25 protein-coding genes and 1 other RNA gene are annotated in these 22,991 nt (G+C 62.4%); 12 read left to right on the top strand and 14 right to left on the bottom strand.

Annotated elements, in window-relative coordinates; all coding sequences use genetic code 11:
• Window positions 1–24: 24 nt before the first annotated feature.
• Together EJ075_RS23555 and EJ075_RS23550 are read right to left on the bottom strand one after the other, a co-directional pair.
• A complete protein-coding gene (locus EJ075_RS23555) occupies window positions 25–543 on the bottom strand; it encodes a dihydrofolate reductase (protein WP_126105933.1) in 519 nt (172 codons plus the stop codon).
• Window positions 543–1,562: a DUF4424 domain-containing protein gene (locus EJ075_RS23550; protein ID WP_126105932.1), complete on the bottom strand. Its 1,020-nt coding sequence runs from the start codon at window positions 1,560–1,562 to the stop codon at window positions 543–545. Before EJ075_RS23550 ends, EJ075_RS23555 begins: the two co-directional genes overlap by 1 nt.
• A 134-nt stretch (window positions 1,563–1,696) precedes the next feature.
• On the opposite strand from EJ075_RS23550, the gene cobF reads away from it, so the two are divergent.
• Complete coding sequence (gene cobF / locus EJ075_RS23545; RefSeq protein WP_126105931.1) at window positions 1,697–2,470, top strand: precorrin-6A synthase (deacetylating); 774 nt, start codon at window positions 1,697–1,699, stop codon at window positions 2,468–2,470.
• A 36-nt stretch (window positions 2,471–2,506) separates the two neighbouring features.
• On the opposite strand, the gene EJ075_RS23540 is transcribed toward cobF, so the two are convergent.
• The 6 genes from EJ075_RS23540 to EJ075_RS23515 all read right to left on the bottom strand — a co-directional run bounded on the left by EJ075_RS23540 (window position 2,507) and on the right by EJ075_RS23515 (window position 7,127).
• On the bottom strand, window positions 2,507–2,848 hold the full coding sequence (locus tag EJ075_RS23540) for a winged helix-turn-helix domain-containing protein (protein WP_095483377.1): 342 nt from the start codon (window positions 2,846–2,848) through the stop codon (window positions 2,507–2,509).
• An 89-nt stretch (window positions 2,849–2,937) separates the two neighbouring features.
• A complete protein-coding gene (gene modC, locus EJ075_RS23535) occupies window positions 2,938–4,050 on the bottom strand; it encodes a molybdenum ABC transporter ATP-binding protein (RefSeq protein ID WP_126105930.1) in 1,113 nt (370 codons plus the stop codon).
• Complete coding sequence (gene modB, locus EJ075_RS23530) at window positions 4,047–4,751, bottom strand: molybdate ABC transporter permease subunit (protein ID WP_126105929.1); 705 nt, start codon at window positions 4,749–4,751, stop codon at window positions 4,047–4,049. The genes modC and modB overlap by 4 nt, the downstream gene beginning before the upstream one ends.
• Window positions 4,752–4,766: 15 nt before the next feature.
• On the bottom strand, window positions 4,767–5,564 hold the full coding sequence (modA, locus tag EJ075_RS23525; RefSeq protein WP_206437506.1) for a molybdate ABC transporter substrate-binding protein: 798 nt from the start codon (window positions 5,562–5,564) through the stop codon (window positions 4,767–4,769).
• A gap of 298 nt (window positions 5,565–5,862) precedes the next feature.
• A complete protein-coding gene (locus EJ075_RS23520) occupies window positions 5,863–6,657 on the bottom strand; it encodes a thymidylate synthase (protein ID WP_126105928.1) in 795 nt (264 codons plus the stop codon).
• A 158-nt stretch (window positions 6,658–6,815) separates the two neighbouring features.
• On the bottom strand, window positions 6,816–7,127 hold the full coding sequence (locus EJ075_RS23515) for a DUF2853 family protein (protein WP_095518624.1): 312 nt from the start codon (window positions 7,125–7,127) through the stop codon (window positions 6,816–6,818).
• Window positions 7,128–7,296: 169 nt separating this feature from the next.
• Between EJ075_RS23515 and ssrA the strand changes: the two genes are divergently transcribed.
• Both ssrA and EJ075_RS23505 read left to right on the top strand, forming a co-directional pair.
• Window positions 7,297–7,655: a transfer-messenger RNA gene (gene ssrA / locus EJ075_RS23510) on the top strand.
• Window positions 7,656–7,798: 143 nt separating this feature from the next.
• The gene (locus tag EJ075_RS23505; protein ID WP_126105927.1) at window positions 7,799–8,347 is read left to right on the top strand and encodes an AAA family ATPase; all 549 of its coding nucleotides are present in this window, start codon (window positions 7,799–7,801) and stop codon (window positions 8,345–8,347) included.
• A 65-nt stretch (window positions 8,348–8,412) separates the two neighbouring features.
• Here the strand turns inward: EJ075_RS23505 and EJ075_RS23500 are convergent, their stop codons facing one another.
• Window positions 8,413–9,618: a multidrug effflux MFS transporter gene (locus EJ075_RS23500; protein ID WP_126105926.1), complete on the bottom strand. Its 1,206-nt coding sequence runs from the start codon at window positions 9,616–9,618 to the stop codon at window positions 8,413–8,415.
• Between the two features lie 163 nt (window positions 9,619–9,781).
• Here EJ075_RS23500 and EJ075_RS23495 point away from each other — a divergent pair, with 163 nt between their 5' ends.
• From EJ075_RS23495 to EJ075_RS23480, 4 genes are all read left to right on the top strand, one after another.
• Window positions 9,782–10,471 (top strand): TetR/AcrR family transcriptional regulator, encoded by a 690-nt coding sequence (locus tag EJ075_RS23495; protein WP_126105925.1) that lies wholly within the window; start codon window positions 9,782–9,784, stop codon window positions 10,469–10,471.
• A gap of 118 nt (window positions 10,472–10,589) precedes the next feature.
• On the top strand, window positions 10,590–11,123 hold the full coding sequence (locus tag EJ075_RS23490) for an SspB family protein (protein ID WP_126107430.1): 534 nt from the start codon (window positions 10,590–10,592) through the stop codon (window positions 11,121–11,123).
• An 18-nt stretch (window positions 11,124–11,141) separates the two neighbouring features.
• Window positions 11,142–11,387 carry a DUF4169 family protein gene (locus EJ075_RS23485; protein WP_095483369.1) on the top strand — a complete coding sequence of 82 codons (246 nt, stop codon included), beginning with the start codon at window positions 11,142–11,144 and terminating at the stop codon, window positions 11,385–11,387.
• A gap of 20 nt (window positions 11,388–11,407) precedes the next feature.
• A complete protein-coding gene (locus EJ075_RS23480) occupies window positions 11,408–11,632 on the top strand; it encodes a ribbon-helix-helix domain-containing protein (RefSeq protein WP_126105924.1) in 225 nt (74 codons plus the stop codon).
• Window positions 11,633–11,634: 2 nt separating this feature from the next.
• Here EJ075_RS23480 and EJ075_RS23475 read toward each other — a convergent pair whose 3' ends face one another.
• The 3 genes from EJ075_RS23475 to EJ075_RS23465 all read right to left on the bottom strand — a co-directional run bounded on the left by EJ075_RS23475 (window position 11,635) and on the right by EJ075_RS23465 (window position 17,864).
• Window positions 11,635–15,708, bottom strand: a complete 4,074-nt coding sequence (locus tag EJ075_RS23475) for an AsmA-like C-terminal region-containing protein (protein ID WP_126105923.1) — start codon at window positions 15,706–15,708, stop codon at window positions 11,635–11,637.
• A gap of 116 nt (window positions 15,709–15,824) precedes the next feature.
• Window positions 15,825–16,346: a hypothetical protein gene (locus EJ075_RS23470; RefSeq protein ID WP_126105922.1), complete on the bottom strand. Its 522-nt coding sequence runs from the start codon at window positions 16,344–16,346 to the stop codon at window positions 15,825–15,827.
• 105 nt (window positions 16,347–16,451) lie between these two features.
• Entirely contained in the window at window positions 16,452–17,864 is a 1,413-nt protein-coding gene (locus EJ075_RS23465) for an FAD-linked oxidase C-terminal domain-containing protein (protein WP_126105921.1), read from the bottom strand.
• A gap of 98 nt (window positions 17,865–17,962) precedes the next feature.
• On the opposite strand from EJ075_RS23465, the gene EJ075_RS23460 reads away from it, so the two are divergent.
• The 4 genes from EJ075_RS23460 to EJ075_RS23445 all read left to right on the top strand — a co-directional run bounded on the left by EJ075_RS23460 (window position 17,963) and on the right by EJ075_RS23445 (window position 20,246).
• Window positions 17,963–18,451: a thioesterase family protein gene (locus EJ075_RS23460; protein ID WP_126105920.1), complete on the top strand. Its 489-nt coding sequence runs from the start codon at window positions 17,963–17,965 to the stop codon at window positions 18,449–18,451.
• Window positions 18,452–18,701: 250 nt separating this feature from the next.
• Window positions 18,702–18,899: a hypothetical protein gene (locus EJ075_RS23455; RefSeq protein ID WP_126105919.1), complete on the top strand. Its 198-nt coding sequence runs from the start codon at window positions 18,702–18,704 to the stop codon at window positions 18,897–18,899.
• 144 nt (window positions 18,900–19,043) lie between these two features.
• Window positions 19,044–19,550, top strand: coding sequence for a hypothetical protein (locus tag EJ075_RS23450; RefSeq protein ID WP_126105918.1), 507 nt, complete (start codon window positions 19,044–19,046; stop codon window positions 19,548–19,550).
• Between the two features lie 48 nt (window positions 19,551–19,598).
• Entirely contained in the window at window positions 19,599–20,246 is a 648-nt protein-coding gene (locus EJ075_RS23445; RefSeq protein ID WP_126105917.1) for a hypothetical protein, read from the top strand.
• A gap of 188 nt (window positions 20,247–20,434) precedes the next feature.
• Here the strand turns inward: EJ075_RS23445 and EJ075_RS23440 are convergent, their stop codons facing one another.
• The gene (locus tag EJ075_RS23440; protein ID WP_126105916.1) at window positions 20,435–20,914 is read right to left on the bottom strand and encodes an Lrp/AsnC family transcriptional regulator; all 480 of its coding nucleotides are present in this window, start codon (window positions 20,912–20,914) and stop codon (window positions 20,435–20,437) included.
• 89 nt (window positions 20,915–21,003) lie between these two features.
• Here EJ075_RS23440 and EJ075_RS23435 point away from each other — a divergent pair, with 89 nt between their 5' ends.
• The gene (locus EJ075_RS23435) at window positions 21,004–21,909 is read left to right on the top strand and encodes a DMT family transporter (protein ID WP_126105915.1); all 906 of its coding nucleotides are present in this window, start codon (window positions 21,004–21,006) and stop codon (window positions 21,907–21,909) included.
• Here EJ075_RS23435 and EJ075_RS23430 read toward each other — a convergent pair whose 3' ends face one another.
• On the bottom strand, window positions 21,910–22,815 hold the full coding sequence (locus EJ075_RS23430; protein ID WP_126105914.1) for a dienelactone hydrolase family protein: 906 nt from the start codon (window positions 22,813–22,815) through the stop codon (window positions 21,910–21,912).
• Between the last annotated feature and the right edge of the window lie 176 nt (window positions 22,816–22,991).

Genomic DNA, 22,991 nt, shown 5'->3' with positions numbered 1-22,991 from the left:
ACCGTCGCGACCCTTTATCGTCTCTCAATGCACGTCGCGGCGTCGCTCGTAAACCGAATAGCGTGTCGCATGGCTATCCTTTTCACCGGCAGGAATGTCCTGCGAGCGGACGATGCGCCACGAATCCGGGTCGATAGGCGGGAAATGCGCGTCGCCGTCGACCGCGGCAAGGATATGGGTGACATGCAAGCGGTCGGCCAGCGGCAGCGCCTGGGCATAGATCTCGCCGCCGCCGATGATGCAGATTTCGTCGGCGCCTGCCATGCAGCGCCCGCGCACCTTCGCCAGACCGATCGCGTCGTCGAGCGAATGCACGACTTCGACGCCCTCGGCGCGCCAGGTCTTGTCGCGGGTGACCACGACGTTGAGCCTCCCAGGCAGAGGCCTGCCGATGCCTTCATAGGTCTTGCGGCCCATGATGATAGGTTTGCCCATCGTGTCGGCCTTGAACCGCTTGAGATCGCTGGAAAGTCGCCACGGCAAACCGCCGTCGCGCCCGATCACGCCGTTTTCGGCGATGGCGACATAGATCGCGACGTCCATCAGCCACCGCTCCCGCCATCGCCGCTATCGGTAGGCACCAGCAGCAAAATGTCGATGTCGCGCTCGGGGTAGAAATTTTGCGCCGTCATCTCGAAACGCGTCGGCCCGACTTTCCTGACGTTTTCGCCACAGAACGAGACCAGGTTCTTCGGGTCGCCCTTGTCGACAGTCAGCTTGAATTTGCCGATGGTGCCCGTCGCCCAGTTGCCGCCAGTGGTCAGGATATAGGCGATGCGGTTTTCGAAATATCTCGGAGTGCCGTCGGGATTGCCCTTCGCTGCCTTGCGGATCGCATTCTCGAACGTCTGGTCCATGCAGTAGCGGGTCTTATAGGCGGCGTATTGGCCCTGGAACTGGCCGTCATAGAAGAAGCTGACCGAGGAGGTGCCGCCAACGCTCGGCTTGTAGCGGTGGGCGACGCGGACTGCCTTGTTGGCTGGAAAGGTCGAGCGCCACCAATAGGTCGAGCGCAATTGCCAGAACGGCACGTAGACGGTCTTCATGCCCGAACCGTCGTCGGCGGTGTCCTCGATGATAAGGCCGCGATCGACCCAGTCGTCGGCAACCGCTTGCGGCAGCTTTGCCAATGCCGCCTTGGCCGCGTCGCCGAACGGGTAAAACGGCACGTTATGCGCCTTCAGATCGGCGCTGATGTCGATGCCGAGCGCAAACGCCTTCTGCTCAAGCTGCGGTTTTGCCACCACGCCGTCGATCGTCACCTCGAAGCCGAGGAAATTGTCGCTCTGACCGTCGGGAATCGCCGGCATCTCGTTGGGGTCGCCTTCGATGTCGGGCATCGGGAAGGCGACGATCGCGTCGACATCCCTGTCGGTGTTGTTGCGGAAGACATAGTCGACCGTCACCTTTTCCGGCGAGATATAGAGATCCTCGCTCTCCATCGCGACGGCGTCGCTGCGCGACAGGATCAGGCCGCCCGTTCCCAATTCGGCGATTGAATCATTGGCGAATACGGGCGTGGCCGAGAGCGCCAGCGCTGCGGTCAGGACATAACGGAACATGGAAGCTCCCTTGGCGAGAATGCCGGTATGACTCTAGCCGTTTCAATGTGGAGTTTCAAAGCCCTTCCGCGTACTCGTCGGCGCTTGCCAGGCTTGTCTGGACACCGACGTTCCGATCGGGCAGGAGTTCGGCCATGCGCAAGCTTCTCGTCATCGGCATCGGCGCCGGCAATCCCGACCACATGACCGTGCAGGCCATCGACGGCTTGAACCGCGCCGAGGTGCTGTTCATTCCCGACAAGGGCGCGAAGACGAACGATCTCGCAGAACTGCGCCGCCAGATCTGCGACCGATTCGTCACCAATCCAAACTCGCGCCGCGTCGAGTTCGACGTGCCGGTGCGGGCCGAGCCGGCCCCCTCCTATCGCTCGACCGTCGACGACTGGCACGAGGCGATCGCCGCGATCTATGAAGGCCTGATCCGCGATGAGCTTTCGCAAGACGGCTGCGGCGCCTTCCTGATCTGGGGCGATCCCTCGCTCTACGACAGCGCGTTGCGCATCCTGGAGCGTGTGCGCGTGAGAGGCAATGTCGCGTTCGAGCTCGAGGTGATCCCAGGCATCACCGCTGTCCAGGCGCTTGCCGCCAGCCACAGAACCGCGCTGAACCGCATCGGCGATGCGGTTCAGATCACCACCGGCCGTCGGCTCACCGAGGAAGGTTTGCCCGACAATGCCGGCAGCACCGTCGTCATGCTGGACGGCAAATGCGCCTTCAACACGCTGGACGACAAAGACCTCGTCATCCACTGGGGCGCCTATCTCGGCACGCCCGACGAGATCCTGATTTCCGGCCGCCTCGGCGATGTCGGCGACGAGATCGCGAAGACACGCGAGGAAGCCCGCCGGAAAAAGGGCTGGATCATGGACACCTATCTGCTGCGCAAGCCCGGCGAGCCTGAGGAGTAGGAGGGGTAGGCTTGGCCGGCACAGACTCCACCGACCTCACCCGGCATCGATCTCCGCCTGCAGTGCCTCCATATGCGGCGCCGCCGCGGAAGCCGCAGCCCGTTCGATGGCGCGAAAGCGGCTGACCACCGCGAGCCCCACCGAGGTCAACTGGGCGCCGCCGCCCTTTTTCCCACCGGTCTGCGCCGCGACCAGCGGCTTGCCGAACACCCGGTTCATGTCCTCGACCAGATCCCAGGCGTGTTTGTAGGACATTTCCATGCCGCGCGCCGCAGCCGAGATCGAGCCGAAGGCGGCGATCTGCTCCAGGAGCTCGATCTTGCCCGGCCCGATGCGCCCTTCTGGATCGAGGTTTATCCGCAAGCTCAGCGACGGCATTTGCTCCTCCGCAGTCACGCCACATCCATCCTAGAAGCTCTCCAGCGATACCGCTATTCTAAAATGATATAGCGACAATCATCCGGTGGTCATCCATCCGCCTCGACAGGCAAGCCGGCGCCCGTGTTCGCCCGGTCGAAGCTTACCGTCTTGACCACCGCGTAGACCTTTCGACCGAGCCGAAGTTTCAGCGTCTGTCGCGATTGCTCGGTGATCCGGGCAAGCACGGTTGCGCCATTGCAATCGATGCCGATCTCGACCGTAGGCCCCTCACCCGGTTCTATCGCCACGATCGTGCCCGGCAAGATGTTGAGCGCGCTGAGGCCCGTCGGCTGTCCGGTGGCGATCATCACATCGCGGGCACGGATGCGGATGCGCACCAGCGCGCCGACCGGCGTTGTCAGAAGCGGCACGCGGATCTCGCCCGCTGCAGAGCCAAGCACGGTCATGCCAAAGACTTCGTCGTGGCGCAGCACCGCGGTGTCCAGCACCGCGCCGCCCTCGCCGCGCTCTTCTGCCGGCAACAGGTCGAGCCGCTGCATGATCGCCCCGGTCGGGCCGCAAGCAGCGACTTTGCCTTGCGCCAGCACAACGACGTCGCTTGCCAGCCGCGCCACCTCAGAGATCGAATGGCTGACATAGACGATCGGGATTTTCGTCTCGTCGCGCAGCCGCTCGATATAGGGCAGGATTTCTGCCTTGCGAGCCTCGTCGAGCGAAGCCAGCGGCTCGTCCATCAGCAACAATTTCGGGCTGGCGAGCAGCGCCCGGCCGATCGCCACGCGCTGTTTCTCGCCGCCGGAGAGCTTTGCCGGGCGCCGGTCGAGCAAAGGACCGATGCCGAGCAGTTCGACCACCGCATTCATGTCCGCATAGCGTTCCGCCGTCGGCGTGAACCAGTGGCCGTAGCGCAGATTGCTGGCCACGCTCATATGCGGAAACAGCCGCGCATCCTGGAACACCATGCCGATGCGGCGCTTGTGCTTCGGCACGAACAGGCGCGCATCAATATCGACGAGCACACGGCCGTCGGCCGCGATCCGCCCCTTGTCGGGCCGGATCAGTCCGGCAATCATGTTGATCAGCGTCGTCTTGCCGGAGCCCGAGGGCCCGAACAGCGCAGTCAGCCGCCCGGCGCTCTCAAAGCGGGCGTCAACCTCGAAATCGCCAAGTCTATGGCTGATATCGACCACGACCGTCATTCGGTATCCATCCGCTTGCCGACGCGCCGCGCCAGCACTTCCGACGCGATAAGTGCTGCCATCGAAATGACGATCGAGATCAGCGTCAGCCTTAGCGCGCCGGCATCACCGCCCGGCACCTGCGTGAACGTGTAGATCGCCGACGGCAGCGTCTGCGTCTCGTTGGGGATGTTGGAAACGAAGGTAATCGTTGCGCCGAATTCGCCCATCGCCTTGGCGAAAGACAAGATCGCGCCGGCGATCAGGCCGGGCAGGATCAGCGGCAGCGTGATCGTGCCGAACACCCACAGCGGATTGGCGCCAAGCGTTCCGGCTGCCGCCTCGATTCTGCGGTCGACCGCCTCGATCGACAGCCGGATCGCCCGCACCATCAATGGAAAGCCCATGACAGCGCAGGCCAGTGCCGCACCGGTCCAGCGAAAGGAGAAGACAATGCCGAAATGCTCGGCCAGAAAGGCCCCAGCCGGGCCGCGCCTGCCGAAGGAGAGCAGCAGCAGATAGCCGACAACCACCGGCGGCAGGATCAACGGCAGATGCACCAGCCCATTGAGCAGCGTCTTGCCCCAGAATTGTCCACGGGCCAGCACAAGCGCGATCAATATGCCGGGCGGCAGGCTGGCAATCATCGCCACTGTCGCCACCTTGACGGACAGCCGGACCGCATTCCATTCGTCGGGAGTGAGGTCCAGCAGCCAGTTCATCTTTTGGCGTGTGCCTCAGTTGCTCGGCGTAAGGACCGTAAAACCCTGCGCCTTGAAGAGCTCGCCGGCCTTGGCGGACTGCAGGCATTTCAGGAATGCCGGCGTGTCCTTGTCCTTCGAATCCGCCATCTGGGCAATCGGGTAGACGATCGGCGGGTGCGAATCCTCCGGGAAGGTGCCGATCACCTTGACGCCGGGCTCGGCATGCGCGTCGGTGGCGTAGACGATGCCGAGCACTGCTTCGCCGGTCGAAACAAGCTTGAGCGCGGCGCGTACATTCTCGGCCTGCGCCACCTTGCCTTCGACCGAGGACCAGACGCCGAGCGATTCAAGTGCTGCCTTGCCATATTTGCCGGCCGGCACCGCCTTGAAATCGCCCATTGCAAGCCTGCCGTTGGCGATCAGCCCGGCAAGATCAAAACCGTTTTCGATCCTGGTTTCGACCATCGAATCCTTCGGCGCCACCAGCACGATCTCGTTGCCGAGCAACTTCACTTCCGTACCCGGCTTGGTCAGCTTCTTGTCGGACAGATATTTCATCCAGTCGAGGTCGGCTGAGATGAAGACATCGGCTGGCGCGCCGCCCTCGATCTGCTTGGCCAATGCGGAGCTTGCGGCGTAGGAAATAGTCGCCACCTCGCCGACATCGGCCTCGCAGGCGGTGTTCACGGCGTCCAGTGCGTTCTTCATGCTTGCCGCGGCGAAGACAATCAGCCTGTCATCCGCATGGGCAGCCGGCATAGCGGCGATCAACATCGTCATGAGACCGCCAATGGCGGCCGCCGTCAATCCGAAACCCTTGCGCACCAGCATGAAACTCTCCCCGGGGGCTTGAAAATCCGATCAGCGCGAGTCTGCCAATCGATATATCCAAATGAATATAACAAGGGAAGGCTTTTGCCAGACTTAGCCCGGACAATGGCTCAGTTAGTGGTCCGGTCAATGGCATTGCGTGTTGTTGCCACCGCTCGCGATCGATTGAGGTGGATACAGCGCAACGTCGCGGGCCGGTGCCGCAAGTCAAAGCATCGGATATCGTGGTCGGCACCGACAAACGGACAGCAGCCGAGCGATTTCGAGACAGGATCGGTAAAACCCCGATGTTTGCGGCTCACACCGCGATCGGCGCCTTGATTGTCGCATCGGCGAGGTAGTTTTCCAGCCGGAAATCCTCGAAGCGGAAGGCAAAGAGGTCCTTCACCTCCGGATTGATCCATAGCGTCGGCAGCGCCTTGGGCGTGCGGCGCAACTGTTCGCGCGCTTGCTCGAAATGATTCGCATAAAGATGCGCGTCACCCAGCGTATGGACGAAATCGCCGGGCTTCAGCCCCGTCACCTGCGCCACCATCAGAGTGAGCAGCGCGTAGGAAGCGATGTTGAACGGCACGCCGAGAAAGATATCGCCGGAACGTTGGTAGAGCTGGCAGGAGAGCCTGCCCTCCGAGACATAGAACTGGAACAGGCAATGACAGGGCGGCAGCGCCATCGCTTCCACTTCGGCCGGGTTCCACGCCGAAACGATCAGCCGTCGGGAATTAGGATTCTTGCGTATCTCCTTCAAGAGATTGGCAATCTGGTCGATGGCGCTGCCATGGCCGTCCGGCCAAGAGCGCCATTGCTTGCCATAGACCGGGCCGAGATCGCCATTCTCGTCGGCCCATTCGTCCCAGATCGAGACGCCGTGGTCGTTGAGGTATTTGATGTTGGTGTCGCCGGCCAGGAACCACAAAAGTTCATGCACGATCGACTTCAGGTGAAGCTTCTTGGTGGTGGTGACCGGAAAGCCGCGCGCAAGGTCGAAGCGCATCTGGTAGCCGAACACCGAGCGCGTTCCGGTGCCGGTCCGGTCGCCGCGATCGGCGCCGTTTTCCAGCACATGCTTCAAGAGGTCGAGATACTGGCGCATCGGCTTCGGCTCGATTCGGGGGCTCGATTCGGGTTACCGGCCATCATAACCGACTGGCTGCCGGCCGAACATATCAAAGCGCAGAATGCTCCAACAAACAGTTACACTCTGGGGCTGGCGCGAAAATCGCGCCAGCATCCGCCGCTGCAGGATGATCCTCAGAGGCTGGCGAGCTTGCCCAGGTCCTTGGCGACCAGGTAATAGAAGGTCACACGGCTCTTGGTGTTGTCGGCCTCCATCGCCTTGCAGGTCTTTTCGATGGCCGCGTCCGCCTTGCTGCCGTCGGCGATGCCGAGCTTTTTGGCAACCCAGTTGGCCTTGACGCGATCGAGTTCCTTGGGGTCCGTGCAGGACACCAGCGAGGAATCCCGATTTCTGAGCGCAATGCCCAAATGCTTCACGATCTTGGCGACCGCGTCGGCATCTGCCGCGGCGTCGTACTTCTTCACGTCTGCGAGATAATCGGCCATCAAATTTCCCCTCGTCGGCGCCACGGGATCCGGTCGATGAGGGTTGTGGCGCGCTGCCGCAAAATGTGCGCTAAGTCGGTAACGCCTCACCGCCGCAAAGCTTCGGTTGAGACCGTTCACAAGTCAAGCCTTCGCGATGCCGTTCGACTCAGCGACAAAGCATCATTGAGGCCTTTCATTTTCCACGATCGGTCCCTATATCTGTTTGGTCGGCTTGACCGACTATGGCGATAAACAGGCGATGAAATAAGCCGTTCGGACCCGGGGGCGGTACCCGGCGCCTCCACCAAAAACCGCTCTTGTCGAAGAGCGGCTTTTGCTGGGGGCGAAATAGGATCGACGAAGGTGTAAAGATCGTACTTTTGCCCGGCATTGTACCACCGTTATCGGGCTAAACTTATAGTTGCCAACGACAACTATGCGGAAGCACGTCTCGCCGCGTAAGCGGTGCGATAGCTTCAATTCAAGCCCTAGTGGTTCGCACTTCTAGGCGGGGTTCGGAGGTACCTGGCAACAGAAACCTCCACTTCTCCCCCTTCGATTTCCCCCTTTCGATATCAAGCCTTATGACGGCAGCAGGCTTGCCGACCGTGCTTCTTGCGCTGCGCCCCGTCGCGAAGCTGTCTTGCTGGCAAATGCGGGCTGTCGCATTCATCCAAAGGACCAAAAGAATGCAAAACGATTCCGATCGATTCTTCGTGCTGACCGGTGGTCCGGGTTCCGGCAAGACCACATTGATCGAAGCCTTGCGGAAGGCCGGCCTCGCCACCTCGCCCGAAGCCGGACGCGGCATTATCCGCGACCAATCGGCGATAGGCGGCCTTGCCCTGCCCTGGCGAGATCCGGCACTGTTCGCCGAACTGATGCTGTCTTGGGAAATGCGTTCGTATCACGCAGCGCTCGAACAGAACGGCCCCGTCTTCTTCGATCGCGGCGTGCCGGACACCCTTGGCTATATCAGGCTAACTGGCCTGCCGGTGCCCGGCCACGTCAGGAATGCCGCCGAACGCTTCCGCTACGCCAGTCATGTCTTCATCGCACCACCTTGGCCGGAGATCTTTCGGCAGGACAGCGAGCGAAAGCAGACCCTCGACGAGGCTGAACGCACCTATCGCGCGCTGGCCGAAGTCTACACGGAATTGGGCTATGAGCTGGTCCCGTTGCCCTTGGCGCCGGTCGAGGCGCGACTGCTATTTATCTTCGCCGAGGCAGGCTTGTAGCTTGATCTCAGACGTCAAAAAGGCCGGGAATGAACCCGGCCTTTCTGTCGTCGATAGCGATTGCTTTATTCGGCCGGCGCTTCGACAACCTCCCGCCCACGGCCGAGCGTCACCTTGGCCAGCGTGAACGAGATCACCGCACAAAGCGTGATGCCGGCCACCATCGGCAGCGGCGTGCCGTCGAAGAACACCCCGGCGATGCCCATGGCGACCGCACCGATGGCGAAGTGCAGCGTGCCCATCAGCGCCGAGGCCGTGCCGGCGATCGCGCCATGCTCTTCCATGGCCAGCACCGAAGTCGTCGGGATCACTAGGCCGAGGAACCCGTAGCCGACGAACAGCAGCGCCGCCATCACGTCGAGCCGGTCGACGCCGGACGCCATCACGGCGAACAGGACCACCATCGTCGTCGCATAGCCGACCACCGCGAGCCGCACCACGGGCCTTAGCCCGAACCGTTCGGACAGCACCCCCGTCAACTGCGACATGCCGATGAAGGCGACCGCGTTGATCGAGAAGAACACGCTATAGACCGACGGCGATAGCCCGTAATGGTCGATCAGGATGAAAGAGGAGCTCGATAGATAGACGAAGAAGCTGGCGATCCCGAAGCCGCCGATAGACGCCAGGCCAAGGAAGTTGCGGTCGCCCATCAGGAAGCGATAGGCGGAGAGCGCAGTGCCGAACGAACTGCCTGCACGCGCCTCGACCGGCCGTGTCTCCTTGAGCGAGGTCGCCAGCAGGATGGTGGCAAGCACCGCCCCACCCGTCACCGTCCAGAACACGGCACGCCAGCCGAAATTCTCGATGATGACGCTACCGGTCAGCGGCGCCAGGATCGGCGACACCGAAAACACCAGCATCAAGAGCGACATCAGCTTGGCAGCGTCGGTCCCGGTATGCAGGTCACGCACGATGGCGCGCGGCACCGCCATGCCTGCGCTGGCGCCGAGCCCTTGCAGGAAACGGAAGGCGATCAGCCATTCGACCGAGGGCGCCAGCGCCGAGCCGATGCCGCCGACCATGAACAGTGCGAGGCCGCCATAGAGCGGCAGCTTGCGCCCGACCATGTCGGAGATCGGTCCGACGACGATCTGGCCAAAGCCCATGGACAGAAAGAAGATCAGCAGGCTCATCTGCACGGCAGCGGTGCTGGCCTGCAGATCCGCGCCGATCGAAGGCAGCGCCGGAAGATACATGTCGATGGCGAACGGACCGATCGCGGACAACAGGCCGAGCACGACCGCGATGCGGAGGAATTGGGGATTCATGGTAGCAGGTTCTTTCAAATCTGGTTTGCCGCCGACCGGCGTGTAATCCTAGGACGTTCCACCCCCATGGAATTCCGACTTCTTCAGCGGAGGGAAACCTTCATCTAAGTCCATAAATTTAGACACTCTTGTCTAATTCGTCAATCACCTCTATATAGTTTTTATGAAAGCCAACGCTTCTCCTGACACCATCCCGCCACGCGGCCACGAGGCCAAGCGCGTCTCCATCATGGAGGCTGCCGGCGAGGTGTTCTGCCGCGAAAGCTTCGCCGGCGCCAACATCGACATGATCGCCGCCGAGGCCGGCGTTTCGCGCCAGACGATCTACAACCACCATGGCGACAAGGAGAAACTCTTCGTCGCAATCGTCCGCGACCTCACCGAGCGTTGCAATGCCGGCATATTCGCCACCATTTCCACCTTTCCCGACCAGCCCAAAGACCTCGAGGCCGATCTGATCGCCTTCGCCGTGCGTATGAACCGCAACTGTGTCTGCAACCGCGATGGAAAATTCCTGCGCAAGCTGATCCAGACCGAGGGCGAGCGCTATCCCGAGCTCTTCGCCGAATGGCGAGAACAGGGACCGGGCAGGACATGGCCAGCGATCGCCGCCCGCTTCGCCCGCCTCGCCCATGCCGGTTTCCTCGACATCGATGACCCTGATGTCGCGGCACGCCAGTTCCTGGCTCTTGCCAATGCCGAATTGCAGACGACCTTCATGCTCGGCGGCACGCCTGATGACGACGAGGTGCTGCAATCGGCGACACATGGCGTGCGCACCTTCCTGCGCGCCTTCGGCAAGCGGCAGCCGGCTGCCGATGCGCAAAAGCACAGCGCGCTCGCTGGCGCATGAGCGATCAAATCTGAGGCATGCCCTCTCGCATCTGCCCTGCCGGCGTCTATATCCGGTTTACGCCGCGCTCAAGCTTGATTACAGCTATGCAGACGATTCAATGGAACCCGACAGCCACATGGCCGACGACCACATCCGCTACGACATTCTGGCCCAGGAGGCATTGCGCGGCGTCATGCGCAAGGTCCTGGCCGAGGTCGCGCGCACCGGCCTTCCCGGCAACCATCATTTCTTCATCACTTTCCTGACCGGCGCCCCGGGCGTGCGCGTGTCTTCCCGCTTGCGCGAGCGCTATCCCGAACAGATGACCATCGTCATCCAGTTCCAGTATTGGGACCTGAAGGTGACCGACACCGGCTTCGAGGTCGGGCTGTCCTTCTCCGACGTGCCGGAAAAACTGGAAATCCCGTTCTCGGCCGTGCGCGGCTTTTACGACCCGTCCGTCAATTTCGAGCTCGAATTCGACGTGAAGACGGAGACCTCGGCGGACGAGGAATTGGCCGGCCAGCCCGCTTCCGAACCGCTGGCCATCGTCGCCGAGAAGAAGCCTGAGAAGAAGAAGGCCACTGAGGCCGAAAAGAAGCCTGCCGCGGCCGACGCCGCCGCCAAGGGCGCCGAAGTGGTGTCGCTCGACGCCTTCCGCAAGAAGTGATCCGACGGGCCGCGCTATATGGCCGACATCGTCAACCTCCGCCAGGCCCGCAAGCAGAAGGCACGAGCCGACAAGGAGCGCCTGGCCGAACAGAACCGGACGCTGCACGGCCGTTCCAAGGCCGACCGGGAGCGTGACCGTCTGATCGCCGACAAGGCAGAGAAATTCGTCGCCGGCCATCGCCGCAAAACCTCGAGCGATCCGGATTCCCCCAACATCGGACCGAAAAGTGCGCCGCGGTTTTCGGACAAATCCGATGCTTGAAGTGAAGTGAGTCACGCCCGGTGAGCCCGGTCGAGAAACGCTCGGTGACCATACGCGGCCATCGCACCAGCTATTCGCTCGAAAAGCCGTTTTTCGACGATCTCGTCGCCATTGCGGCAGCGCGCAAACTGACGCTCGCCGCCCTCGTCGCCGAAATCGACGAGGCCCGGCCGCGCGATGCCAACCTGTCTTCGGCGCTCAGGCTCTACGTCTTGGATTGGGCGAAGCGAGGGATGGAAAGGTAGATCTACCCCCCGCCCAGCGACTTCAGCAGACTGTCGATCGACGAAGGTTCAAGCTTGGGTTTTGGCGCGGATTCTGCTGGCGGTGGGTTGTCATTGGCCGGCGGCGGCTGAGGCGCGCGCTCCACTTTCTGCGCCCGCGCCGCGGCGGCCCTACGTTCGGCGGCGACCCTGCGTTCGGCGTCGAGTTTGGCCTTTTCTTCCGAAGCGATCCGCATCGCCTCTTCCGCCTTCCGGCGTTGCTGTTCCTTCGCCGCCTCGTCCGCCGCTTTTTGCGCCGCCTTGGCCTTCGCTTCGGCATCCGCCTTGGCCTTTGCCTCCGCCTCGGTCTTCGCTTTGGCCTCGGCTTCAGCCATCGCCTGCGCATCCGCCTTGGCTTTCGCTTCCGCTTCAGCCTGAGCCTTTGCCTCGGCTTCAGCTTTCGCCTGCGCATCCGCCTTGGCCTTCGCCTCTGCTTCGGCCTGAGCCTTTGCCGCGGCTTGAGCCTTTGCCTCGGCTTCAGCCTTAGCCCTCGCATCTGCCTCGGCTTGCAGCCGCGCCGCTTCCTGCTGCTTGCGCAATTCCTCGGCTGCCCTGTCACGCTCGGCCTGCAGGGCCGCGTAGTAGCGCACCTCGCGCCGCAACCGCTGTTTTTCAAGCAGTGCCGCCTGCATGGCCTCGACCCGCTGCTGCTCCTTTTCAAGTGCGCGCTGGGTCAGAAACTGCGCCAGCGGCTCACTGTCGAATTGCCGCTTCGCGGCGCCAAACGGCCCATCGACGCTGAAATTCACAGTCGGATCGGAGCCGACCAGCGCTTCGTCGCCGGGCCGATAAGTGATCGAACCACTGGTGGCGACCGTGCTGGCATTCAGGTCCGCCGTGATGTCGGCGGACAGCGTCGCCGCCGGATTTTCAAGATTGACCGGCGGTGCCCTCAGCGTGCCGCCGGCAATTGTGAAGGCAATGTCCGTATCCCCAGCCGGAAAACTGCCGTTTGCGGCGATCTGCGGCGCGAAACCGGCGGTCTTGGCCGCATCGATATCGCGCCCGATCGCGTCGGCCTTGGCGATGAAGGCGCCAAAGGCGTCAGGATTGACGCCGGCAACAGTCAAGCCTTTCAGCGCCGCCGTGCCGGAACCGGACAGCGCCGCAATCATCGCATCGACCGATTTGCCGCTGGTCGAAAGCGTCGCCGAGAAATCGCCGCTTCCGCTGATGCCGGCCTGTGGCACTACGGTGGCCAGATCGGCCCCGGCAAGTTTCATCTGGCCGGAGAAAAGCCCGGTGCCGTCATTGTTCTTCAGCTCGAATAGCCCGGAAAGCGCACCGCCGGAGAACTTTGCCTTGAGGTCCGAGACGCGGATGCCTTCCTGGTCGAGCTTCAGCGAAAGCGCCGCGTCATAAGCTGTGGCAAGCGGGCCGGCGACCAGCGATGCCGTGGTCAGGTCGAGTTCGGCGGTGAACGGCAGGCTGGACTTCTGGTTGAATGGAGCAGTCGGCCAAGCCCCGCCGGTGCTCAGCAAGGCCTGGTCGCCAAACAGTGCCACCGCCATCGGATCGAGATCCAGTTCATCGAGCGCCAGCGCGCCAGCAAGATGCGGCACCCCGTCCTTGACGTCGACATTGACGTCACCTGAAACCGCCGCCTCGTTGATGGCGCCGCTGAGGCCGGACAACACCAGAAGGCCATTGCCGAAGTCGGCGTCGGCCGCAAGCCACGTCGACATGCCTGTCCCCATGCTCGGCAAGCCGACGCCTGTCGTCATCAGCCACGGCTCGATGTCGGCGGCTTCCAGGCTGACCTTGCCCTTGGCGGTGGGGCCTTGTGGCGTGCCGGCAACCGTCCCGTCGAAGCCGGCTTTGAAGTCGTCGCCGGCGAGGCTGAAGCTCGTCATCATGCCGCCGCCAAGCGTGCCTCTTGCCGAGATGTCGGTGGTCGCCTCGCCAACCATGCCGAGCGGCAGCGCCGGCAGGCCGCAAAGCGCTAGGAGCGCGGTTGCGTCGGCATTCCTGGCGTTGAACGTCAGCGACACCGGTGCCTCGAAAAGCCGATCGGCTACCCCTTTGCCGGACAGCGACGCCGAAAACGCCGAGCCGCCTGCCTTGCCTTGCGCGCTGACCGCCAGTCCCGTCGTGCCATCGCCATTGGCGGCGGCACTCGTCACCAGATCGACCCGCGCATCCTGGAACAGCTCGGGATAGGCCGCCCCACGCGCTGCCAGCCCCTTCAGCACGGCGTTGCCCGGATAGTGCTGCGCCGCGACATCGACCAACGGCTTGAGGTCGACGGCGACCACGGAGGCATCGAGCTTGCCGGTCGGGCTCGCTGGGAAATCCTTGATCCGGCCGGTGGCGCTGATCGAGGCGCCGGCAAGCCCGCCAACCGAGAGCCGGTCGATTTCGAGCAGACCGTCGCGCAATCTCAGCGCCGTATCGACCGTATCGGCGGTCAACCCGCCGGCATTGACCGGCCCAGCCTTGATCTGAAAATCGAGGTCGCGGTCGGAAAAACGGTTGGCACCCTTGTCGCTGATGAAGATCGAGGCGAAGGCGGCGAGGCCGTCGACATCGAGCTCGCCACCTTCGAGCCGCATCAGCACCGACGGCCTGGCATCGTCGGGCTGGCTGGAATCGATGCGGCCCAAAAATTTCGCCTTGCCGAGAACGAGCTCGAGGTCGCTGAAGGCCTGGCGCTTACCGGTCAGGTCGACCTTGGCCTTGAAGCCGGCGGCCGGCAGCCGGCGGATCGCCTCGTCGACATCCTTCGACAGCCAGGCGGCAAAGCCGGAAGGCTGCCCCACGGCCAGAAGCAGCGAGCCGGTGAAGCCGAAATGATCCTCGACGCTAAGCATGCCGTTTGCTTCCAGCCTAGCGCGGCCGGGCAGCGTCGCGGCCAGCGACTTCACCGACCAGCCGGCATCGGCCGGCTCGGCGGAAAGGCGGACGTCGCGAACCGTCGTGTCGCCGGCCACCACCGCCGGCAGCTTCACCTCGACGGTGCCCGGTATGGTCGGCTTCGGCAAATCGAGCAGCGCCTGCTCCAACGCCGCGACACGCGCCGACAGCGTCAGCCCAGTGCCGGCCGCGGCACCAACCGCCTCATCGAACTGTACCTGCGCGCCATTGGCCTCGATCGAAAAGCGAGGGTTCGGCCCAAGCTCGACGGCAGCCTTGCCGTCGGCGGTGTAAGGATTGTCGAGCGGCCCGGTCTCGAAGCGGAATTCATCGACACCAAGCTTCCGGTGGTCGAGCGAGAATTTGCCGTTCAGCCTGAATCCCGGCTCCGGCTTGCCGGCGCTGGCCTTTATCGTCCCACTGTCCGCGCCGTCAATCAGCGCCGAACTCTTGTCGGCGCCATTCTTGTCAGAACCTGCGACCTTGAACTGGCCCGAATAGATCGCGGCGCCGTTGACGATACCGGCATTGCCGTCGGCCTCGACGACCAGCGGATAGGCATCCGGATCGGCCTTGAGCCTGAGCCGCATCTGCCCGTCGCCGCCGGCCCTGCCTGTGGACGCGATGACGGTGCTGCGCAGGCCGTCGAGCCGCAGCGAGCCGTCCATCCGCCAAGGCCCGGCCAGCGATTTGGCAGAGATCGTCGAATTGATCTCGGAAATGAGATGGCTGCGCCCGCCGGCGGCATGGCGCAGCGCGATCTCTCCGTCCGTCACTGTCAGCTTCTCGATCGAGATCTGGCCGGGATCGAAGGGCGACGACGGGCGTATCGCCCAGTCGACCGTGCCATCGGCGGCAACGTCGATCGTCGCCTTCGGCCGCACCAGCCGCATGTCGAAGATCAGCACCTCGCCGCTCAGGAAGGGCGCCAGTTCCGCATCCATCGAAAAGGTCTCGACGGTCATTGCCGGCTGGCCGCCGGGGCCGCCGGCAACGGTGACGTTCGAGAAGGTCACCGAGGGAAACGGCAGCAGTTTCGCCGTCGCATCGCCTTGAACGGTTACCTTGCGGCCCAGAATGGCGCTCGCCTCGCGCTCGAAATCGGCACGGTAGCCCGTCCAGTCGATAAAATACGGCACCACCAGCGCCGCACACAGCACCAGCACGAAAAGGCCACCGAAGATCACGAACAGGCGTGCGAGCATCAGCTCCGAAGCAGTTGATTGAAAATCAGCCGCACTCTACCCGCATCCGCGTGTCGATAAAGTGGCAATTTCCCGGCCGACAGGCTTCTAGAGCAAAAGATGGTAGCCAAGAAAACTCAGCGAGCGTCGCGCTTTGCCTGCGCCACCTTGGCCGCCTTGCGCTGTCGGCCGAGTTCCATCGGCCGAACCAGGTTCGGCGCCCTCTGGTTCACCACCGCCCGCATGCCTTTGTGTGCGGTGCGCGTGTTGAACTCAGGACCGTCTGCCGCAGCGCCTTGCTTCATGGACAGCGCCTTGCGTGCATTGTCGACCAGCGAAACACGCGCCGCCAACTGGCGGCGGCGTTCGGCCTCGCCATTGAGCCGCCGCATGGCCATCGCCAGAACCTCGAGCTTCAGCTGCGAGCCACCGTCGGCCTTTGAGGCGGCAGCTCCTTTTGGCGCACCCTTGCCGCGTATCTCGCGGCGGCGCCGATGCGCCTCGCCCTGCGCCTTGTCGCGCCGCTCCCGCAACAGCTTGACCAGGCCGGAAAGCTCGGCGTCGGCAAGATCCTGCACCGCCGGATGGTGCGACTTCTCGACGAGAGCATGTTCGTCGGCGCTTAGCGCTCGAGCCTCTTCCTTGCGTGAAATCGCCATGACACCATTCCTCCGTCTGTGACGCCTGCCTCAAAACCTCATGTCCTTGGAGCCTCGGTCCAAATGGTGGTGCGGTCAAGCCGAGCACCATTTGATCTTCGTCCACTATGCGGCCGGCAGTATCTTCCCAGGGTTCATGATATTCAGCGGGTCGAGCGCTTGCTTGATCGTGCGCATGATGTCGACGCTGTGGCCGAGCTCATGGCGCAGGAAGCCGACCTTGCCCTGTCCGATGCCGTGCTCGCCGGTGCAGGTTCCATCCATGCCGATCGCCCGCATGTTCAGCCGCGCGACAAACTCTTCCGTCGCCGCGATTTCCTTCGGATCGTCCGCGTCCATCAGCACCAGCACATGGAAATTGCCGTCACCGGCATGGCCGACGATCGGCGCGATCAGTCCCATTTCGGCAATGTCGGCCTCGGTTTGCGTGACGCATTCGGCAAAGCGCGAGATCGGCACGCAGACGTCGGTCGACAGCCCCTTGGCGCCCGGCCGCAGCGTCAGCGACGACCAATAGGCGTCGTGCCTGGCCTTCCACAGCTTCGTTCGCTCCTCGGCGACACTGGTCCACAGGAATGGTCCGCCGCCATATTCTTCGGCGATCATGCCGAAGGTCTCGGCCTGCTCGGCAACGCCGGCGTCGCTGCCATGGAACTCGACGAACAGGCACGGGCTTTCGGGATAGTCGAGTTTCGAATAGCTCTTCATCGCCCGCATCTGCAGCGCGTTGACCAGTTCGATGCGCGCCACCGGAATGCCCATCTGGATCGTCGCGATCACAGCGTTGCAGGCCGCCTCGACGCTGGGAAACGGGCAGACGCCGCCGGAAATCGCCTGCGGAATGCCCTGCAGCTTCAGGGTCAGCTGGGTGATGATGCCGAGCGTGCCTTCCGAGCCGATCAGGAGCCGCGTCAAATCGTAACCGGCCGAACTCTTTTTTGCGCGCTTTCCGGTCGTCACCGTCTCGCCGTCGGCCATCACCGCCGTCAGCGACAACACATTCTCGCGCATCGTGCCGTAGCGCACCGCATTGGTGCCCGACGCCCGCGTCGCCGCCATGCCGCCGAGCGACGCATTCGCGCCCGGATCGATCGGGAAGAACAGGCCGGTGTCGCGCAGGTGCCGGTTGAGATCCTCGCGCGTCACGCCGGGCTCGACCGTGCAGTCGAGATCCTGCGGGTTGACTGCGAGGATGCGGTTCATCCGCGACGTGTCCAGCGAGATGCCGCCGCCCGGCGCGTTGGTGTGGCCCTCCAGCGAGGAGCCGACGCCGAAGGCGATCACCGGCACGCGGTGCGCTGCGCAGGCGCGCACGATCTCCTGCACCTCCGCCGTCGTCTCCGGAAACGCCACGCCATCCGGCGCCTGGGTCGGGATATAGGTGGTGGTATGCGCGTGCTGCGCGCGGATCGCCTCGCCGGTCTGGAACCGCTCACCCAGCCGCTGCTTGAGGATGCCGAGCACCGCGGCGATCCCTTCTTCATTGCGCTCGACCGGATTGAGGTCGCTCAGAGCCATCGATTCCTCCGCGAATGGACCAGCGCCCACTCTCGTTATTCGTTTATGGATGCGTAGTCTCACCGACCACGCTCTGTCCAGCGAGAAGGAAGTTTTCGATGCCCATCCCCGCCCCCTTCGTCTCTCGTGCCATGGCCATCGAAAAGGACTGGATCGACTACAACGGCCATCTCAACATGGCCTATTACAACGTGCTGTTCGATCGCTGCTCCGACAAAGCGTTCGAAATGATGGGAATGGGGATGGAGGAGTATGTGAAGCAGCGGCGGCTGACCATCTACACGGCCGAAGTCCATGTCTGCTATGTCAGGGAGCTGCATCTCGACCACAAGGTCATAGTCTCCTTCCAGCTCCTCGATCACGACGAAAAGCGGCTGAGAGCCTATCAGGAAATCCGCCATGTCGACGGCTGGCTCGCCGCCACTTCCGAATCGCTGTCGCTGCATGTCGACATGTCCGGGCCGAAAGTGGCGCCCTTCCCGGCTGATGTCCTGGCCAGGATCGAGGCCATGCGCGCCGCCCATGGCGCGCTGCCGATGCCGGAGCGCGCCGGCCGTTCGATCGGTATCAAGGCGCGCCGCGGTTAAAAGTGTTCCGAGGGCAATGCTAAGCCGTTGTTTTCATGCGTGTCGTTGCCCTAAAGCCACTATCCGCTGTTGACTGACAGCCATTCGTCGTAAGCCGGCTTGAACCGCGACCCGACCGCCGTTAACCTTACCGAGGTTTTAACGTGAACAAGCCGAATTGAGGCGTTGAACGACTCAGCACGGCGGTCGAGAACCGTCCCTATCGAGTTGCGATACGGGCGGCTGGGCGGAAGCGGTTCGGGGAACGTGCATGAAAACCGACATCAAGGTCGAGGCGGACAGGCTGGCGGCCGACCCACGCATCAGCGACTATGACTTCTGGCGCTCACTGAAGAACCTCAACAACGAGATCTTCCACATCGCCAACAACAACGAGCCGATCCCCTTCGCCATGATCCGCTGGCGCGCCATACTAAAACAGGCGCGCTCGAAACGCGGCCACGTCTGACCGCCGCCATTGTGAAATAGCTCCCAGCTTGCGCTGCCTCCTCCGCTTGCCGGCACTTCTGCCGTCGCGCCAACGCGTTCCCGCGACGGTTACAGCGTCGGGAAACTGCACTATTGTGCTAATCTTCAGCTGGAGGAGCTTGGGATGGATCGATTTGTCGACGCAGTGTCTAAGTCACTGAAGGAAAAGAACTGGCTTTCAGCACTCAGCCTAAGCCTTTTGCTGCCTGACATCTGCGGAAGGTTGGAAAAATCGAACGCAAAATCGACGGAGAGATACATTGAATGGTTCGACTGGTGGGTAGGGCCCCGCTACACCCATGAGATCGGGCCGTCCCACCAGCGTCACGTTTTTCTTTCGGGAGCAGACTGTTATTCTCTCAGATGCGCGCTGTCTCACGAGGGGCGGGACAACATTGAAGACCAGCGCGCTCGAAAGGCGCTGAAAGACTTCATGATTGTTGAGCCGCCCCCAGTTGGTGCAGGCATGATACATTGCAACCAGATTGACGACACCTTGCAGTTGCAAGTCGACATTTTCTGCACGGACATAATTGCGGGCGTGCGCAACTGGATGGCTTCGGTAGAAGGCAAAGCCGCCATCAATGCAGGGCAGCAGTCGTCCTTGATCTCGATTAAAAGTATTAGATGATCTCAGTCCGTCTTCACTTCTTCGAACATCTCCGGCCCGAGAAAGATCTTGCCGCAGCAGCCGGTAAATCTGCGCCAGATGTATAAACTTCAAACAGAGCTGATGACCATGGCAGTAAACGAACAATCCGTGCTGACGTACATCAAGTTGATGGAGGAAATTAAAGTTCGTTTCGCGTGGTTGGATTACCTGATGTCTGGCCAACTCCAAACGCCTGCGAACTTGAGAGAAGAGAGCTGTTACCTACAAATTAGGATGGTATGCGAACTTATAGCTCTAGGGTGTGCTGTGATGCACGACAACGTCCCTAACATTACGAGGGTAAGGAAGGATTATCAGGCAGACAAAATCGTAAACGAAATGGCAAAAGCCTACCCTGACTTCTTCCCGGAGCCTCTGGCCGCTCAAGACGTGCCACATGGCATGATCACGAGATTCAACGGAGATGCGTTGACCAGAGACGGTCTTGTCGCACTCTACAGGAGGTGCGGAGAAATACTGCACAAGGGCTCCGTCAAGAACTTGGGTAAGAACGTGGCGCCCAAACTTGATGACATCCATTCGACATCACAATTGATACGAAATCTGATCAGCAGGCATCAAATACGACACTATGATCAGGACGCATTCTGGATCGTAGGCATGAACCATGGAGGCACTGGCCAAGTCGGATACATGTATTTCGAAAAGGCCTAGCGACCTATTGTGTGGAATCCTTTGTTGCTCGGTTCCGCGCGCCTGCCGCTCCCAGTTCTTTCTCGCCCAGCTCTTGCTCACTGAGCCTGCCATACCGCTCGATCGCTGCTTCCAGATCAGCGAGCGAATCGTCCTCGACTGAGGCATTGACCACAGCGCCAGAAAAGTGTCGATCGGATACGTGGCTCTCAAGGTTGCCGCTTCAGCGCCCACAGCGGCGAGCGCGCCACCACCGGTGACGACTGGATGATCGCGGTGTTGGTCATTGCAAACGGAATGATGCGGTCGATCACCCGTTCGAGCTCGGCCACCGAGCCGACATGCGCCAGCGCGATGAAACAGTCCTCGCCGGTCACCCGGTCGCACTGGGCGATTTCCGGCAAATCGCGGATGATCTCGGCCACCACTGCCAGTTGCCCGGGCACCGGCCTGATCCGCAGCCATGCCGATAGTTTCATGCCGAGCCCGGCCGGATTGATCCGCACCGTGTAGGCCTCGATCACGCCGCTCTCCTGCAGCCGCCGGATGCGCTCGGCCACGCTCGGCGCCGACAGGCCGACCGAGCGCGCAAGTTCAGCCGTGCTGGTGCGCGCATCCTTTTCCAGCAGGCGCAGGATTTTCAGATCCGCGGCATCCAGATCGGCATTTTCGTTTCGAAGGCGTTTCAACGAAAACTCCTTGGCATTGGAAAACCAATGGTCTCTTTGGCTGATCACTGTCCATATAAAACGGAAAGATTGCCTGCGATAATGATTCAATGGATGATCCAGTGCAAGCCCCAGCTGCAATCCCTGCCCTCGCCGGCCCAGTCTTTGGCAAGCTGGCGAGCTCGCTGCCGCCGCATGTCTGGTTCGGTGTCAGCGCTGTGTTCCATTATCTCGGGCCGGCTTTCGCCGTGCTGCTTTTCCCGCATGTCGGCGTGCTCGGCATGGCCTGGCTGCGCATCGTCACGGCCGCCCTGGTCTTCGCGCCAATGACCCGGCCGTGGACGGTCTTTGCCCGCGCCGACCGGCCGACACGACTGTTGCTTCTGGCCTTTGGTGCTTGTCTGGGCGTGATGAATTGCTCCTTCTACCTGGCGCTCGACCGGTTGCCGATCTCGCTGGTCGCGGCGATCGAATTCGTCGGCACCATCGGTGTCGCGCTGGTCGGCGTCAGAAGCCCGCGCAATCTCGGCGCGCTTGCCGTTGCGGTCATCGGCACCTTGCTGCTGATCGACGTCAAATGGTCGAGCGACCCGATCGGCCTGTTCTGGGCCTTCCTCAACGGCGCCCTGTTCGTTGGCTACATCGTGCTTGGCCATCGCGTCGCCCGCGCCGGCGCTGGCGACGGCATCGCCGGCCTTGGTGCCGCCATGGCGGTGGCCTTCCTCATCGTGCTGCCGATAGGCTTCAGCGATGCGTTGCCGGCTTTCTCGGCCCCGCCACTGCTCATCGCCGCCATCGGCGTCGGCATCTGCTCGTCGGTCATCCCCTATATCTGCGACCAGCTTGCCATGTCGCGGCTGCCGCGATCGAGCTTCGCGCTGATGCTGTCGTTGCTGCCAGTCACCGCCACGCTGATCGGCGTCATTGTGCTCCGCCAGATACCCAGCTCCACCGATTGCCTCGGCATCGCCCTGGTGGTGGCCGGCGTCGCTTTCCACAAACCGGCAAACGCCTGATCAGGCAAGCTTTTCCCTGAAGAAGGTGCTCGTCCGGCCCCAGGCGAGGTCCGCTGTGTTCTTGTCGTAGCGGGCCGCTGATGTGTCGTTGTTGAAGGCATGATTGGCGCCTTCATAGACATAGACCGTGTGCTCGACCTTGGCTGCATCGAGTTCCTTCTTGAAGGCGTCGATACCGGCATTGATGCGGGTGTCGAGCCCGGCATAATGCAGCAGCAGCGCTGCCTTGATCTTCGGCACATCCTCGGCCTTCGGCTGCATGCCGTAATAGGCGACAGCGGCAGCCAAATCCGGCGTGTTGGCAGCCAGTGTGTTCACCGTGCCGCCGCCCCAGCAGAAGCCGACCGCGCCGACCTTGCCGTTGCCATCCGCGTAGCTCTTGAGGAAAGCGACCGTTGCGACCGCATTGGCGGTGGTCTGCGCCGGATCGAGCTTGGAAAACTGGTCACGCGCCTTGTCTTCGTCGGCCGGCGTGCCGCCGAGCGGCGACAGGAAGTCCGGGGCGAGCGCCACGAACCCTTCCAGCGCCACGCGCCGCGCCACATCGCGTATATGCGGGTTGAGCCCTCTGTTCTCATGCACGACGATGACGGTGCCGAGCTTGCCGGATTGGCCGGCTGGCTTGACCAGATAGCCCTTCATCTCGCCACCGCTGCCGGGATAGCTGATGTCCTCGCCCGTCACGCGTGAATCGTCCTCGGCAACGATCGCCGCCCGGGCTGAATTCGCCGCCAGCAGTGGTGCGATTGCGGCGGCCGCCGCACCTGATCCGGCAAGCCTGGTCAACTGTTCCATGAAGCGCCGCCGGTCGAGCGTCAGATGCGTGTATTCATCATAGGCGTCGATCATCGCCTGGGTAATGGCGGGTCTCGTGACGGCTGGGCTGGCAGGGCTCGGTTTCGTCATGGCGCGCTCTCCTCGGCTTCTGGAAATACTCCCGCCGCGCAACATAGGGTAGAAGCCGGCATGATCCAGTCACGGATGAGTGAGGTCCCAGCACGCAGCGCGCTCCACAATGTCGGTCGGCCTGCATTAGCTATGGACCGCCGGAGCGTTTTCCTTAGGATGCCCAAGGGGACATC

Source organism: Mesorhizobium sp. M6A.T.Cr.TU.016.01.1.1 (genome assembly GCF_003952585.1).
Lineage (GTDB): Bacteria > Pseudomonadota > Alphaproteobacteria > Rhizobiales > Rhizobiaceae > Mesorhizobium > Mesorhizobium mediterraneum.
The sequence above is the reverse complement of the archived record's forward strand: the minus strand, read 5'-3'. Positions and strand labels throughout refer to the sequence as shown.